Source organism: Paraburkholderia hospita (genome assembly GCF_002902965.1).
Lineage (GTDB): Bacteria > Pseudomonadota > Gammaproteobacteria > Burkholderiales > Burkholderiaceae > Paraburkholderia > Paraburkholderia hospita.
Map to the genome: position 1 here is coordinate 2,218,937 of NZ_CP026106.1, position 14,684 is coordinate 2,233,620.

Here is a 14,684-nt window from a genome sequence, read left to right on the forward strand (position 1 = left end):
ATGCATGCCACCTTATAGTTGTGTCCCCAAACGGGCTGCTTCGGGGTATTGCGCAATGCCAATTCCACTACTTCTTTTATAAAAATCCTTTAATCCGATTTACCGTCTTCTTTATTCGCCTGTTAAAAGCAGCCGTCATCGGATCTTGTCTTTTCCGCATCGGAGCCTTGTTTTAAGCGTTAACCCGATGCTCGTGCTGCGAATCGTCCATTACAGAATCCATGCTAGGGTCAATGCTGAATTACTGATAATTAAAGTTTGTTACCATGAGGATTCACCTTCGCTTATACATCCGCCATGACAATGCGTAACGCGACCCTCCGCCAGCTGAAAGTCTTCGAAACAGTGGCGCGGCATCTGAGCTTTTCGCGCGCGGCGGAGGAACTGCACCTCACGCAGCCCGCCGTTTCCACCCAGGTCAGGCAGCTCGAAGAACATGCCGGCTTGCCGCTGTTCGAGCAGCTCGGCAAGAAGATCTACATGACGCCGGCGGGCACCGAAATGCTTCACTACAGCCGCGCGATCATTCAGCAATTTCATGAAGTCGACGAAGCGATGGGCCAGCTCAAAGGCATATCGGGCGGCAAGCTGAACGTCGCGGTGATCAGCGCGGGCGACTACTTCTTTCCGCGCCTGCTTGCCGAATTCACGCGTCGCTACGCGGGTGTCGAATTGAATCTTGCCGTGCACAACCGCGAAGAACTGCTGCATCAGCTGTCGACCAATCAGACCGATCTCGCGGTGATGGTGCGTCCACCGCAGGAAATGGATGCGATCAACGAAGTGTTCGCGCCGCATCCGTATGTGATCGTCGCGGCGCCCACGCATCCTCTCGCCAACAAGCGCAACATCAAGATCAGCCAGCTTGCGAGCGAGGCCTTCGTGGTGCGCGAACGCGGCTCGGACACGTGGAATTCGATGGAAGAAGGCTTTGCGGGGCGCCTCACGAACCTGAAGATCGCGATGGAAATCAAAAGCACCGAGACCATCAAGCAGGCCGTGATCGCGGGCATGGGCATCGCGTTCCTGTCGGCGCATACGATCAGCCTCGAATTGCAGGTCGGGCATCTCGTCGTGCTGGATGTCGAAGACTTTCCGGTGATGCTCAACTGGTACGTCGTGCATCGCAAGAACAAGCGGCTGCCGCCCGTTGCCGTAGCGTTCAAGCGCTTTCTGATGGAAGAAGGCGCGGCCCTGATCGAGCAGATTACGCGCGTGAATCAACTGGCCGTCCATAAGTGACACGCTATGGATAGCCAATGAAACTTTAACTATTGCAGATTCATTGCGGCTCCTATGCTTCTGTCGAGCCTCGTCACTCGACATAGGAGCATTGCGATGAATCAGTCTGCCGATCTGCACAATGAAGCACTGCTGAGCGCCTACAACGCCGCGTTCAGCGATCTGGGCCTGCGGTTTCGCTGGAGCCAGGCCACGCTCGATTTCTTCGACGATGTCAGCAACGAAACGGCGCGCATTACCGCCTATATCGAGCGCTTTCAATCGCATCTGCTCAACGCCTATGACGCCGACTTTCTCGCGCAACTGATCTTCGACCGGAAGAACCTGTTCTATCGCGGGTCCGTCGCTCAATGACGCAGGGTTGCAGTTCATCGATGACTCTCTCCGACGGCTGTGCTTCGTGAATCCGACGATTCGCGAAGCGCGGCCGTCCTGTGTTTTGTTCAGTGACTTCAGTGACGCTTGACCTGATAACGTTGGCGGCTGCGCACGCGCATCGCCGCGTGCGTCATATGCATGCTCCTCGCGGCTGACAGGCAGCGCGCCTGAGTGCGGGGCGGATTGCTCGTCCATGTCCAGCGCTGCGTGAAATCGTCGGCGGCTTGCATGCGCGCAGGGTCGCCGTCCCACGCGACGCGCAGCGACACACCACGCCGCGCCAACATGCCGCAATGCGCAGGCGCGCGCACACCGTGCTCGTGCGTGGTCAGCATCACATGTGCGCCCAGCGCGGCCGCCAGCAGGCTCACGGCGAACAGCGCCGCGATGCCCGGCAGTTGCGCAGGCTCGTTGACAAAAGCGTAACCAAGCCAGATACACAATCCCATCGCCAGCAGATCCACGAGCTTGTCGCCTGCTGCGACTTGCCGCATGTTCCGCCCGCGATGTGTGAGCCGGTTGACGAACGCGGTCGACGCGATCGCCAGCAGCAATGCGCCTGAAAACACGAACACATACAGCTCCAGGCGCTCGAGTCCCGACCACGCGATGAAGCCCGCACCTTCCGGCATGTCATCTCCTTGCGTCGCGCATACGCGCTTGTTCCGCTTGTTCGTTTTGTGCTTCGCTCAGATCGCGCCAGCTGTTCTGAGCGCTTCGATCTGTTCACGCGAATAGCCGAGTTCGGCCATCACTTCGTCCGTGTGCTCGCCGAGCAGCGGCGAACGTGTCACGTCCGTCGGGCTGTCCGACAGCTTGATCGGGTTGCCCACTGTCAGATACTTGCCGCGCACCGGATGATCGACCTCGACGATCGTCCCCGTTTTACGCAGCGAGTCGTCTTCGGCGATCTCCTTCATCGACAGGATCGGTCCGCACGGAATGTCGTACTTGTTCAGGATCTCCATCGCCTCGAACTTGGTCTTCGTCATCGTCCAGCGTTCGATCTCCGCGAAGATGTCCTTCAGGCGCGGCAGGCGTGCGCTCGGCGTCGCGTACTCGGGATCGGTGGCCCACGCTTCCTTGCCGATCACGTTGCAGATCTTCACCCACACGGGTGCCTGCGTGATGAAGTAGATGTACGCGTTCGGATCGTGCTCCCAGCCCTTGCACTTCAGGATCCAGCCCGGCTGCCCACCGCCCGATGCATTGCCCGCGCGCGGTACCGCCTCGCCGAACGTGCCGTTCGGGTACTGCGGGTACTCCTTCATCACGCCCGTGCGTTCGAGCCGCTGCTGGTCGCGCAGCTTCACGCGGCACAGGTTCAGCACGCCGTCCTGCATCGCTGCGAGCACTTTCTGGCCGCGGCCCGTCATCGTGCGCTGATAGAGCGCCGTCACGATGCCCAGCGCCAGGTGCAGGCCCGTGCCGCTGTCGCCGATCTGCGCGCCCGTCACGACGGGCGGGCCATCGTCGAAACCCGTGGTGGAGGCCGCGCCGCCCACGCACTGCGCGACGTTCTCGTAGACCTTGCAGTCTTCGTACGGCCCGGGACCGAAGCCCTTGACCGACGCGACGATCATCTTCGGGTTCAGCTCCTGGATGCGCTCCCACGTAAAACCCATGCGGTCCAGTGCGCCCGGCGCGAAGTTCTCCACCAGCACGTCGCACTTCTGGATCAGCGCCTCGAGCACGAGCTTGCCTTCGGGATTCTTCGTGTCGATGGTGACCGAGCGCTTGTTGTGGTTGAGCATCGTGAAGTACAGGCTGTCCGCGTCGGGGATATCGCGCAGCTGTTCGCGCGTGATGTCGCCTGCGCCCGCGCGCTCCACCTTGATTACGTCTGCGCCGAACCATGCGAGCAACTGCGTGCAGGTCGGGCCTGATTGCACGTGGGTGAAATCGAGAATGCGCACACCGTCGAGTGCCTTGCCCATCTTGTGTCCCCTCCGAGCACCTGACGCTCTGTTTTCGACCGTCCGTGTTCTATACGGTATGTGATATATCTTATCGCTGCAAGCGCTTTCACCTTCGTAAGCGGAATCCTTGAGAAGCGACAAAAGCCTTACGAAACAAGGAGAAGGCGCCAAATTACGCATTAAGAACTCGCTTCACAAAGGGAAAACCCCGATCCATTTATCTGCTTGAGCATATCTGATATATCACATACCATATTTCCACCCTGAGCCGACCGCCCTTTCAATTGACGCCACCGAGCGTCGAATCCATCCAGCGAGGAGACAGGTGAACATTCACGAATATCAGGCGAAGGAACTGCTGAAGGGCTACGGCGTCGCCGTGCCGAATGGGCGCGTCGCGTTCACGCCGCAGGAGGCCGAGGACGCGGCGCTCGCGCTCGGCGGCTCGGTGTGGGTCGTGAAATCGCAGATTCATGCGGGCGGGCGCGGCGCAGGCCGTTTCGCCGACGATCCGAACGGCAAAGGCGGCGTGCGCGTCGTCAAGTCAGTCAGCGATGTCGGTCTCGATGCGGCGCAGATGCTGTCGCACGTGCTCGTCACGAAGCAGACGGGGCCGGCGGGGCGCGAAGTGAAGCGCATCTATATCGAGGAAGGCTGCGCGATCGAACGCGAGCTGTATCTCGGCATGCTGATCGACCGCAGCACGTCGCGCATCACAGTGATGGCGTCGACGGAAGGCGGCATGGAGATCGAAGAAGTGGCCGCGCGCACGCCCGAGAAGATCCTGAAAGTCGCGATCGATCCCGCGACGGGTCTGCAACCGTTCCACGCACGCCAGATCGCGTTCGGCCTCGGGCTGACGGGCAAGCAGATCAAGTCGGCGACACAGTTCATCGCCAACGCGTATCGCGCGTTCGTCGAACTGGATGCGTCGATTGTCGAGATCAATCCGCTCGTCGTCACGCAGCAAGGCGACGTGATCGCGCTCGACGCGAAGATCAATTTCGACGACAACGCCCTGTTCCGCCATCCGTCCATCGAAGCGCTGCGCGACGAAGCGGAAGAAGACGCCGCCGAGCTCGAAGCCGCGAAGCATGGCCTCAACTACGTGACGCTCGACGGCAACATCGGCTGCATGGTGAACGGCGCGGGCCTCGCAATGGCGACGATGGACATCATCAAGCTCTATGGCGGCGAGCCGGCGAACTTTCTCGACGTGGGCGGCGGCGCAACCAAAGAACGCGTCGCGACCGCGTTCCGCCTGATTCTGCGCGATCCCAAAGTGGAAGGGATTCTGGTCAATATCTTCGGCGGCATCATGCGTTGCGACGTGATTGCCGAAGGCGTCGTCAGCGCCGCGCGCGAAGTGGACTTGCGCGTGCCGCTCGTCGTGCGGCTGGAAGGCACGAACGTCGAACTCGGCAAGCAGATCCTGCGCGACTCGGGCCTGCCGATTCTCTCGGCCGATCATCTCGCCGACGCGGCGAGCAAGGTCGTCGCCGCAGTGAAGGAAAACAACGCGACGGAGGCGAACTGACATGGCCGTACTGATCGATCGCAACACGAAAGTGATTTGCCAGGGCTTCACGGGATCGCAAGGCACGTTTCACTCCGAGCAGGCGCTCGCCTACGGCACGCAGATGGTCGGCGGCGTCACGCCCGGCAAGGGCGGCGCGGCGCATCTCGGGCTGCCCGTGTTCGACACCGTCGCCGATGCCGTCGATGCAACGGGCGCGAACGCGTCCGTGATCTACGTGCCGCCGCCAATGGCCGCCGACGCGATTCTCGAAGCCGTCGATGCGGAGATTCCGCTTGTCGTCTGTATCACCGAAGGCATTCCCGTCATCGACATGGTGCGCGTGAAGCGCGCGCTCGCCGGTTCGGCGACGCGCCTGATCGGGCCGAACTGTCCGGGCGTCATCACGCCGGGCCAGTGCAAGATCGGCATCATGCCGGGGCACATTCATCGTCCGGGCAAGATCGGCGTGGTGTCGCGCTCGGGCACGCTGACCTACGAAGCTGTCGCGCAAACCACGGCGGCGGGGCTCGGGCAGACGACCTGCATCGGCATTGGCGGCGATCCCGTCAACGGCACGAACTTCATTGATTGCCTGGAGATGTTCCTCGCCGACGACGACACGCAAGGCATCATCATGATCGGCGAAATCGGCGGCTCGGCTGAAGAGGACGCGGCGCAGTTTCTGAAGGACGCGCGCTCGAACAAGCCGGTAGTTGGCTTCATCGCCGGCACGAGCGCGCCGCCCGGACGGCGGATGGGGCACGCGGGCGCGATCATCTCGGGCGGCAACGGTACGGCGGGCGCGAAGATCGACGCGATGCGCTCGGCGGGCATACATGTGGCGCAGTCGCCCGCAGCGCTCGGCGAGACGATGCTCAAGGCCATGCAGTCATGATGTGAAAAAGGCCAGCGGACTGTCAGTTCCGCTGGCCTTTGGATACATCGAGCAGCAACGCTCAGTCGAGAAAATCGCAATTCGCTTCGACGAAAGCCGCCAGTCCGAGCGAGTGATCGCGCACGAGACGCTCGGCGAGTTCGGTGTCGCGCTTCTCCAGTGCCTCGATGATGCGCAGATGATCGACGATCGAGCGCGACGCGCGGTCGCTCTGCGAGATCGTCATGCGACGAATGGCGCGCACGTGGATAAAGATGTTCTTGATCGTGTCGAGAATGATCTGCGACTTCGACAACTGCACGATGGATTGATGGAACGCGATGTTCGCGTCCGAATACTCGGCGATATGTTCGGCCGGCGTCGAATCGCGGAACTGGTCGAACATGTGACGCAGCCGCGCGATTTCTTCGTCGGTTGCGTGCAGCGTAGCGAGACGCGCCGCCATGCTTTCCAGCGCGGCCCACATCTGGATCATCTCGACGATCTCACGCTTGCTCTTGCGCACAATATAGATGCCGCGTCTCGGCACCATGCGCAGAAAACCTTCCTGCTCAAGCAGCGTCATCGCCTCGCGCACGGGCGTGCGGCTCACGCCCAGCGATTCGCTCAGTGCGCGCTCATCGAGGCGAATCTCTTCGCTCGACGCGTAAATGTCGGCATCCGCGATGGCCTGACGCAATAACGCGTAGGCCTGATCGCGGAGGCTGGCGCTGTTGCCGATGGGCTGCAGCGCCAGAGGCAGGTTCAGTGCGGGTGTGGACACTGCTTAGTTCGACGAGCCGACCGCGTTCATCGCGGCTTCGACACGCGAGCGGTACGGCGTAGCTTCACGCACCGTGGCCGCTTCGAGACCGACATAACGGCCGTGCTTCGATGCCAGCTCGGCGACATGCTGCGGAATCCACTTGGTCAGCAGCACGGTTGCGGCCGAACCCAGGCCCACGACAGCAACGGCGAAGAATGCAAGCGACACGAAATCCATTTGATGCTCCCGTCATTGAGTGATTCGATGACTCAATCATATGCTGCGTCGCGGAAAAAATCAAGTATCTTGTATGTGGTATATCAGATACAGTTGTTCAGCGGCCGCAACAATCCCAACGTAGCACGCCGGGCCCGGAACCGCGATGGCTGGCCGTCCCAGCGCTTACTGTACTTTTTCCCCGTGCGGCGAACTGTACTTCTAGAACGGTTCGTCAACAGCAAAACGAGGGCAGAACGCCATTTCAAAAAACCCGTTCGAGCCTTTCTATGTGCTAACGCAGCAATCTGCACGCTCGTACCGATTCCGCCCTGAAATGAATACGAGCGTGGGGCGCGTCACGCGGTCACCTGCGGCGGCATGTCGCTTGAAAACGCTGTATCCCGCTACGCACAACGGTCCCAGCGGTTTCCATATGCACTTAATTCTCATATTGCCAAGCCGGTCGCGTGCACCTATCGTCTCGCCATTGCCGAATTTGGCCTCCCGGTAGCACGTTTCTGAATATGCTGCAGCCCAGCATATCTATTGAAATTTGCGCTACCTCAAGTTTTGGCAATTGCAACCGATAACCAGACGTTTAGCCCGATCGGAGACCGACCATGAGCAGCATCACTGAGCCCGGCGGTAGCGCCAGCTCGCCATCATTCTTTTCAAAACAGGCAACGATCGCCCAACCTGGCTTTTCCCGCTGGATGGTGCCGCCTGCCGCCCTCGCCGTGCACCTGTGCATCGGCCAGGCCTATGCGTTCTCCGTGTTCAACGGGCCGCTCACCAAAGTCATCGGCGTCACGCAGTCCGCGCCGGACGACTGGTCGCTGACCACGCTCGGCTGGATCTTCTCGCTCGCGATCGTCTGCCTCGGCTTGTCGGCGGCGTTTGCCGGCAAGTGGCTCGAAAAAGTCGGTCCGCGCCGCACCATGTTTACGGCCGCGTGCTGCTTCGGCGGCGGCTTCATCGTCTCGGCGATCGGCGTGTGGACGCACCAGATCGCGCTGCTGTATCTCGGCTATGGCGTGATCGGCGGAATCGGGCTCGGGCTCGGTTACGTGTCGCCCGTGTCGACGCTGATCCGCTGGTTCCCGGACCGTCGCGGCATGGCGACGGGCATGGCGATCATGGGTTTCGGCGGCGGCGCGATGATCGCCGCCCCGCTCTCCGTCGCGCTGATGAACCACTTCAAGAGCGCAACGAGCATCGGCGTGGCTGAAACGTTCATCGTGCTCGGCATCGCGTACTTCATTTCGATGTCGATCGGCGCACTCGCGATCCGCGTGCCGCCCGCCGACTGGAAGCCGGCCGGCTGGACGCCGCCCGCGACCACGACGCAGAAGATGATCACGCGCAACCATGTGCACATCGACCAGGCGCTGAAGACGCCCCAGTTCTATCTGATCTGGCTGGTGCTGTTCCTGAACGTGACGGCCGGCATCGGCATTCTCGGCCAGGCTTCCGTGATGATCCAGGAAAGCTTCAAGGACACGGTGACGGCCGCTGCTGCTGCGGGCTTTGTCGGCCTGCTGTCGCTCTTCAACATGGGTGGCCGCTTCGTGTGGGCATCGGCGTCGGATTACGTGGGCCGCAAGAACACGTACTTCATCTTCTTCGCGCTGGGCGCCGTGCTGTACTGGCTCGTGCCGAGCTTCGCGTCGACGGGCAACATCGCGCTGTTCGTGCTGTGCTACTGCGTGATCCTGTCGATGTACGGCGGCGGCTTCTCGACCGTGCCCGCCTATCTCGCGGACATGTTCGGCACGGCATTCGTCGGCGGCATTCACGGGCGTCTGCTGACGGCGTGGGCGGCAGCGGGCGTCGCGGGCCCCGTGCTCGTCAACTACATCCGTGCCTATCAGGTCGCGCATGGCGTTGCGAAAGCGGACGCGTACACGATGACCGTGCACATCATGACGGTGCTGCTCGTGATCGGCTTCATCTGCAACCTGCGCGTCAAGCACGTGCACGACAAGCATCACATGACGGACGCGCAACTCGCGGCCGCCAAATAAGGTCAGACAAAGGAGAAACACAATGTCGACGCAAACCGCTCATCCGACGAACAAGGGCCTGCTCGCCGTGTTCTGGGTGTATGTGCTGATTCCGCTGACGTGGGGCGTGGTGAACACGCTGCTGCAGGCGATGAAGCTGTTCGGCTGAGCCGATTTCAGCACCGCAGTTTGAAGAAGGCCGGGCATCGCTGCCCGGCCTTTTTTATTGCGCTAGAACTTTTGCGCGTCCGCGGTTCCGGCGGACGGAAGCTGCATCGGGAACGTGATCTCGAACGTCGTGCCGACGCCGCGCTGCGAGTCGAAGCGCAACTCACCATCCAGCATCCGGCACAGCTCTTTCACGATAGCGAGGCCGAGACCCGCGCCCGGCACGTCGTCGTCATTGGCGCGCTCGAATTCCTTGAACACGCGGTCGCGATCCGATGCGCCGATGCCCACGCCCGTATCCGACACGCGCAGACACCATGCGTCGTTGCCGCGCGCCCTGATTTCCAGCGTGACCTCGCCCGCCTTCGTGTACTTCGACGCATTCGTCAGCAGATTGATCGCGATCTGCTTGAGCTTGAGGCGGTTCGACTGCACGGACGCCAGTTGCCCGTCGAACGATGCATTCAGCTTGAGCCCTTTCTCGCGGATAGCAGGGCCGCATGAAGCGACCAGTTCGTTGAACAGCGCGTGCAGATCGACGGTTTCGACAGCGGCCTGATTCGTGTCGCCGAGTACGACCGAATACTCGACCAGTTCATCGACCAGCACCTTCATATCGGCGGCCTGCCGGTTCGCGAGCGCGAGCGCGGCCTCGGTTTTTGCCGGCGCGCGCGCGACGAGCTGCAACGCCATCGAAAACACATTGAGAAAGTTTCGCAGATCGTGCACGACGCTGCGTGTGATCTGCATGCGCGACTCGTACAGTTCGCCGACCAGTTTCTGCTTGAGAAGCAGTTCGTGATTGGCGCGCTCGAGCCGCCCCGTATATTCGTCGATCTTGCGATCGCGTTCAGTGACGACTTCACGTATCGACGTCAGCGTGACGAAGCTGACGGCCTCGTCGATGAAATAGCGCGCACGTTCTTCGTGACGCCGCGTAAAGGCGGGATGCGTCTCCGCGTACTGCACGACCGCGCCCATCAGCACCTGGCGGAACAGATCGAGCTCGCGCACGAGTTCGTCGATGCGGTAGCCCTGCTTCCAGCGCATCTTGCCGTGCAGCTTCGCCTTGCGCTCGATTTCGGGCTCGACCTCTTCGAGGTCCTGCTGCTCGAGCGCGCTACACATGGAATCGAGAATGTCGGGTACGTGGTCCGTCAATTGCTCGTTTGTCAGACGGTCGTGGTCCGTCAGCTCGACATCGCTGAACACGGCCTTCAGCCAGCGTTCAGTCAGCTCGACCTCGTTATTGCGGATGTGCGCGGCGAATGCGCCGAGCGGTCGTGATTGCGTCGTGGCCATGGTTGTCGCTCGCGTCTCGCCCAAAGCGTCGTGCTGCGATATCGAACGGCTGCGATGCGACATTGCCTGCGCATTGCCCGCATACACCAGCCCGCTCCCATGTCGGCTTCACGCCAACGACGTTCATCGTACTACGACTTCAGGCGATAGCCCGTTTTGAATATCCAAGCGATCACTGCAAGGAAGATGCAAAGAAACAGCGCGGTCATGCCGAGACTGATGCCGACGCTGACATCCGCCAGCCCGAAGAAGCTCCAGCGAAAGCCGCTGACCAGATAGACGATCGGATTGAACAGCGTGACGATTTTCCACGCGGGCGGCAGCATCGCGACCGAGTAGAAACTGCCGCCGAGAAACGTCAGCGGTGTGATGATGAGCAGCGGCACGAGTTGCAGCTTCTCGAAGTTGTCGGCCCAAATGCCTATGATAAAGCCGAGCAAACTGAAGGTGACGGCCGTCAACACGAGAAACGCGATCATCCAGACGGGATGCTGCACCTGCAACGGCACGAACAAACCCGCCGTGGCCAGAATGATCAGACCGAGAATGATCGACTTCGTCGCCGCCGCGCCGACATAGCTGATCACGATCTCCAGATACGACACGGGCGCGGACAGCAATTCGTAAATGGTGCCCGTGAAGCGCGGAAAATAGATACCGAACGACGCGTTGGAAATACTCTGCGACAACAGCGACAGCATGATGAGCCCCGGCACGATAAACGAGCCGTAGCTGATGCCCTCCACTTCGCGGATGCGCGAGCCGATCGCCGAGCCGAACACGATGAAATAGAGCGACGTCGAAATGACGGGCGCGATCACGCTCTGCATCAGCGTGCGCCCGGTGCGCGCCAATTCGAAGCGGTAGATTGCGCGGATGGCATGGATGTTCATCGCACGCTCTCCTCTTGTTGTTGTTTGTGCACGAGACTCACGAAAATGTCTTCGAGCGAGCTTTGCGTCGTGTGCAGGTCCTTGAAGCGGATACCCGCTTCGCTGAGATCGTTGAGCAGCGCAACGATGCTGCTGCTCTTCTCGCGTTCGGCGTCGTACGTGTAGATCAGTTCGCCGTTGTCGTTTGCAAGCTCCAGCCCATAGTCCGCCAGCGACGCCGGAATGCTCGCGAGCGGCGTTTCGAGTTGCAGCGTCAACTGCTTCTTGCCGAGCTTGCGCATCAACTCCACTTTGTCTTCGACGAGCATGATCTGGCCACCGTTGATCACACCGATGCGGTCGGCCATCTCTTCAGCTTCTTCGATGTAATGCGTGGTGAGGATGATCGTCACGCCGTTCGCGCTTAGCGAGCGCACCAGCTTCCACATGTCGCGGCGCAGTTCGACGTCGACACCCGCCGTCGGCTCGTCGAGAAACAGGATGCGCGGCTCGTGCGACAACGCCTTGGCGATCAGCACGCGCCGCTTCATGCCGCCCGACAACTGGATGATGCGGCTATTGCGCTTCTCCCACAGCGACAGATCGCGCAGCACCTGTTCGATATGCGCCGGGTTCTTCGGCTTGCCGAACAGGCCGCGGCTGAACGAGACCGTCGCCCAGACGGTTTCGAACGCATCCGTGGTCAGTTCCTGCGGTACGAGCCCGATCAGCGAGCGCGCCGCGCGGTAGTCGTTACGGATATCGCGGCCGTCGACGGTCACGGTGCCTTCGCTCGCATTGACGATGCCGCAGATGATGCTGATGAGCGTGGTCTTGCCCGCGCCGTTCGGCCCGAGCAATGCAAAGATTTCGCCTTGGCGAATGGAGAGGTCGATACGCTTGAGGGCCTGGAAACCCGATGCGTATGTCTTCGACAGATTCGAGACCGAGATGATGGGTAGCATAGACGCGAACGATAGCAGATACCGCCCCGCCACGCCGTTACTCTGCCCGATTTGATGTTCCAGCGGCGCCCATGCGCACGGATTCGTCAAACACCGTCGTCTTCCTGACTTTCGATCACCATCCGCGCTTCGACGCGCACGGGCACGCGCGTCAACGCTGCGCCAAGGCAAGGCCCATCGACGCACATACCGTCCTCGAAGCGGAACATCGCGCTGTGATGCGCGCACATCAGATGCTCACTGTCATAGGTCCAGAACGTGTCCGGCTCGTAGTTGAGCGGGATCGAGAAATGCGGGCATACATTACGATAGGCCCACGCGCGATCGCCGCGGCGCAGCACGACGATGGCAACCTCGCCCCCTTCGGCAGGCGCGATCTGCCTGCCGCCGCCATCGGGAATGTCATCGAGCGGACATAGTGCCGTGGCCGTCATCATCATGCCGCTTCGTCTGAGCGCGTCAGCACGAAGTCGCGCTGCACGTCGAAGAACGGGCTCGGCAAGTCCCACTCCTTCGCGTCGGCGCGGCTCTCGTTCGTCACGTATTCGACCACGAGCGAAGGCTTCACGCCGAACACCGCATCGGAATCGACATACGGATCGTCGGAACTGAACAGCGCCGTGGTGAGGGTGTCGTAGCCGGGCGCCTGGATCAGGAAATGCACATGCGCAGGCCGCATCGGATGACGGCCGAGCGCGAGCAGCATCTGGCCAACGGGACCGTCCGTCGGAATCGGATAGGGCGTCGGCTTGATCGAACGGAACGCGTATTCGCCGTTCGGCCCCGAGCGGAACCGGCCACGCAGATTGCTCTCCGGCTGGTCCGGGTCCTGTCCTTCGTACATGCCGTTATTGGCCGTTTCCCACACTTCGATCAGCGCGTTCGGAACGGGCTTGCCCGACTCGTCGATCAGCCGCCCGCGAAACAGCGCCGGCTCACCTTCCGTGCGGGCGATGTTCGCGCCGAACGCTTCGTCGTGCGCGCCTTCGCGATAGAACGGCCCGAGCAGACTGTGCTCCGTGGCAGCCGATTCCGTTACGTCGTGCTGACGATGAATCGCGTCGAGCATGATCGACAGGCCGAGCGTGTCCGACAGCAGAATGAACTCCTGCCGGATGCCGTCGCATTTCTTGCCCGTCTGCGTGAGGAACTCGATGCCGCGCCGCCATTCGTCGCCCGTCAGTTGCACTTCTTCGGCAAACGCGTGCACGTGTTTGATCAACGCCGTCATGATCTCTTTCAGGCGCGCGTCGGCGCAGCCCGAAAGCGTGGCGAGCACGATGTCGGTAGTCGGGTGAACTGCGCTGTTGCTGTTTGTCTCTCTCATGATGTCCTCACGCTCTCTGGGCGCTGGTTGCGTTGTTCATTGCGTCACGGATATAGCGCCTGCGCTATGCGGGCCTGCGTCCTTCGTAAGCATTTTCCAGCAACGCGCGAAGCGGCTCGCGCTCCACCGCGCGCGGATTCCAATAAGGGCTCTTCAACGCGAGATCGAGCGCGACATCGATATCGCCTTCCTTCATGCCGATGTCCTTCAGCGCAATCGGTGCGCCGTTGTCGCGCGCGAGATCGTACACGGCTTGCGCGGCATCGTCCGCATGCAGGGCGCGCGCGATACGCTGCATCGCGTGCGGCGCCGCCGCGCGGTTGTACGCGAGCGCGTGCGGCAAAACGATCGTGTGCGTCTCGGCATGCGGCAGATTGAACGTGCCGCCAAGCGTATGACACAGCTTGTGATGCAGCGACATGCCTACACTGCCCAGCACCGCGCCGCACAGCCATGCGCCATAAAGACACGCGGCGCGCGCATCGAGATCGTCAGGCGTCTTCATCACGTGCGGCAAGCCTTCGCCCAACGCGCGTATGCCCTCTTCCGCCATCAGGCTCATGATGGGATTCGCGTCCTGCGCATAGAGACCTTCGGCGGCATGCGCAATCGCGTTGATGCCGCTCGTCAAAGAAAGCGCGGGCGGCAGCGATACGGTCAAAGACGGATCGTAGATGACCGTCTTCGGCAACACGCGCAAGTCACGGCCCGTCTTCTTCACGCCGCTTTCCGTGAGGCCGTAGATCGGCGTCATTTCCGAGCCGGCGTAAGTAGTCGGAATCGCAATGATGGGCAGCGACGTTTCGAGCGCGATTGCCTTGCCGAGGCCCGTCGTCGAACCGCCACCGATGGCAATCGCACAATCGGCGCCGACATGCGCCGCGTAATCGCGTGCTGCACGCGCCGTTTCGGCGGGTACGTGCATCACGGCTTCCGCATACACGCCCGCCGCGCGCGGCCCGATGCGTTCCGCGAGTTGCTCGGCCTGTGCGCGCTGCTGCGGCGTCGACAGCACGATGGCGCGTTGCGCGCCGAGCAATTCGATCTCGCGGCCTAGGTGATCCAGACTGCCGACGCCGAATACGACGCGCGAAGGCAAGCCCTGATAGACGAACGGTTCCATGGAGTTA

The 14,684-nt window shown here is 61.4% G+C and carries 16 protein-coding genes; 6 read left to right on the forward strand and 10 right to left on the reverse strand.

Features of this window, described 5'->3' with window-relative positions; translation table 11 throughout:
* The first annotated feature begins 297 nt into the window (after nucleotides 1-297).
* Together C2L64_RS28290 and C2L64_RS28295 are read left to right on the forward strand one after the other, a co-directional pair.
* Complete coding sequence (locus C2L64_RS28290; RefSeq protein WP_007744251.1) at nucleotides 298-1,242, forward strand: LysR family transcriptional regulator; 945 nt, start codon at nucleotides 298-300, stop codon at nucleotides 1,240-1,242.
* A 96-nt stretch (nucleotides 1,243-1,338) separates the two neighbouring features.
* Entirely contained in the window at nucleotides 1,339-1,596 is a 258-nt protein-coding gene (locus C2L64_RS28295; RefSeq protein ID WP_009770393.1) for a hypothetical protein, read from the forward strand.
* A 98-nt stretch (nucleotides 1,597-1,694) separates the two neighbouring features.
* Here C2L64_RS28295 and C2L64_RS28300 read toward each other — a convergent pair whose 3' ends face one another.
* A complete protein-coding gene (locus C2L64_RS28300; protein WP_007744249.1) occupies nucleotides 1,695-2,252 on the reverse strand; it encodes a hypothetical protein in 558 nt (185 codons plus the stop codon).
* A gap of 57 nt (nucleotides 2,253-2,309) precedes the next feature.
* Complete coding sequence (gene frc, locus C2L64_RS28305) at nucleotides 2,310-3,557, reverse strand: formyl-CoA transferase (RefSeq protein ID WP_009770392.1); 1,248 nt, start codon at nucleotides 3,555-3,557, stop codon at nucleotides 2,310-2,312.
* Nucleotides 3,558-3,864: 307 nt separating this feature from the next.
* Between frc and sucC the strand changes: the two genes are divergently transcribed.
* Nucleotides 3,865-5,076, forward strand: a complete 1,212-nt coding sequence (sucC, locus tag C2L64_RS28310) for an ADP-forming succinate--CoA ligase subunit beta (RefSeq protein ID WP_009770391.1) — start codon at nucleotides 3,865-3,867, stop codon at nucleotides 5,074-5,076.
* Between the two features lies 1 nt (nucleotide 5,077).
* Nucleotides 5,078-5,953, forward strand: a complete 876-nt coding sequence (sucD, locus tag C2L64_RS28315; protein ID WP_009770390.1) for a succinate--CoA ligase subunit alpha — start codon at nucleotides 5,078-5,080, stop codon at nucleotides 5,951-5,953.
* A gap of 61 nt (nucleotides 5,954-6,014) precedes the next feature.
* On the opposite strand, the gene C2L64_RS28320 is transcribed toward sucD, so the two are convergent.
* Both C2L64_RS28320 and C2L64_RS28325 read right to left on the reverse strand, forming a co-directional pair.
* Nucleotides 6,015-6,695, reverse strand: a complete 681-nt coding sequence (locus C2L64_RS28320; protein WP_090838433.1) for a GntR family transcriptional regulator — start codon at nucleotides 6,693-6,695, stop codon at nucleotides 6,015-6,017.
* A 24-nt stretch (nucleotides 6,696-6,719) separates the two neighbouring features.
* Nucleotides 6,720-6,935, reverse strand: coding sequence for a hypothetical protein (locus C2L64_RS28325; protein ID WP_007733323.1), 216 nt, complete (start codon nucleotides 6,933-6,935; stop codon nucleotides 6,720-6,722).
* A gap of 602 nt (nucleotides 6,936-7,537) precedes the next feature.
* On the opposite strand from C2L64_RS28325, the gene C2L64_RS28330 reads away from it, so the two are divergent.
* Complete coding sequence (locus C2L64_RS28330) at nucleotides 7,538-8,941, forward strand: L-lactate MFS transporter (protein WP_007733321.1); 1,404 nt, start codon at nucleotides 7,538-7,540, stop codon at nucleotides 8,939-8,941.
* A gap of 22 nt (nucleotides 8,942-8,963) precedes the next feature.
* Nucleotides 8,964-9,089, forward strand: a complete 126-nt coding sequence (locus tag C2L64_RS28335) for an MFS transporter small subunit (RefSeq protein WP_007733319.1) — start codon at nucleotides 8,964-8,966, stop codon at nucleotides 9,087-9,089.
* 62 nt (nucleotides 9,090-9,151) lie between these two features.
* Here the strand turns inward: C2L64_RS28335 and C2L64_RS28340 are convergent, their stop codons facing one another.
* The 6 genes from C2L64_RS28340 to C2L64_RS28365 form a co-directional block, all read right to left on the reverse strand.
* Nucleotides 9,152-10,390: a sensor histidine kinase gene (locus tag C2L64_RS28340; RefSeq protein ID WP_007733317.1), complete on the reverse strand. Its 1,239-nt coding sequence runs from the start codon at nucleotides 10,388-10,390 to the stop codon at nucleotides 9,152-9,154.
* Between the two features lie 131 nt (nucleotides 10,391-10,521).
* Nucleotides 10,522-11,283: an ABC transporter permease gene (locus C2L64_RS28345; protein WP_007733315.1), complete on the reverse strand. Its 762-nt coding sequence runs from the start codon at nucleotides 11,281-11,283 to the stop codon at nucleotides 10,522-10,524.
* Nucleotides 11,280-12,227: an ABC transporter ATP-binding protein gene (locus C2L64_RS28350; RefSeq protein WP_009770388.1), complete on the reverse strand. Its 948-nt coding sequence runs from the start codon at nucleotides 12,225-12,227 to the stop codon at nucleotides 11,280-11,282. Before C2L64_RS28350 ends, C2L64_RS28345 begins: the two co-directional genes overlap by 4 nt.
* An 86-nt stretch (nucleotides 12,228-12,313) precedes the next feature.
* On the reverse strand, nucleotides 12,314-12,667 hold the full coding sequence (locus C2L64_RS28355; RefSeq protein WP_009770387.1) for a Rieske (2Fe-2S) protein: 354 nt from the start codon (nucleotides 12,665-12,667) through the stop codon (nucleotides 12,314-12,316).
* A complete protein-coding gene (locus C2L64_RS28360) occupies nucleotides 12,664-13,554 on the reverse strand; it encodes an intradiol ring-cleavage dioxygenase (protein ID WP_009770386.1) in 891 nt (296 codons plus the stop codon). Before C2L64_RS28360 ends, C2L64_RS28355 begins: the two co-directional genes overlap by 4 nt.
* A gap of 64 nt (nucleotides 13,555-13,618) precedes the next feature.
* On the reverse strand, nucleotides 13,619-14,677 hold the full coding sequence (locus tag C2L64_RS28365) for a maleylacetate reductase (protein WP_009770385.1): 1,059 nt from the start codon (nucleotides 14,675-14,677) through the stop codon (nucleotides 13,619-13,621).
* Nucleotides 14,678-14,684: the final 7 nt, after the last annotated feature.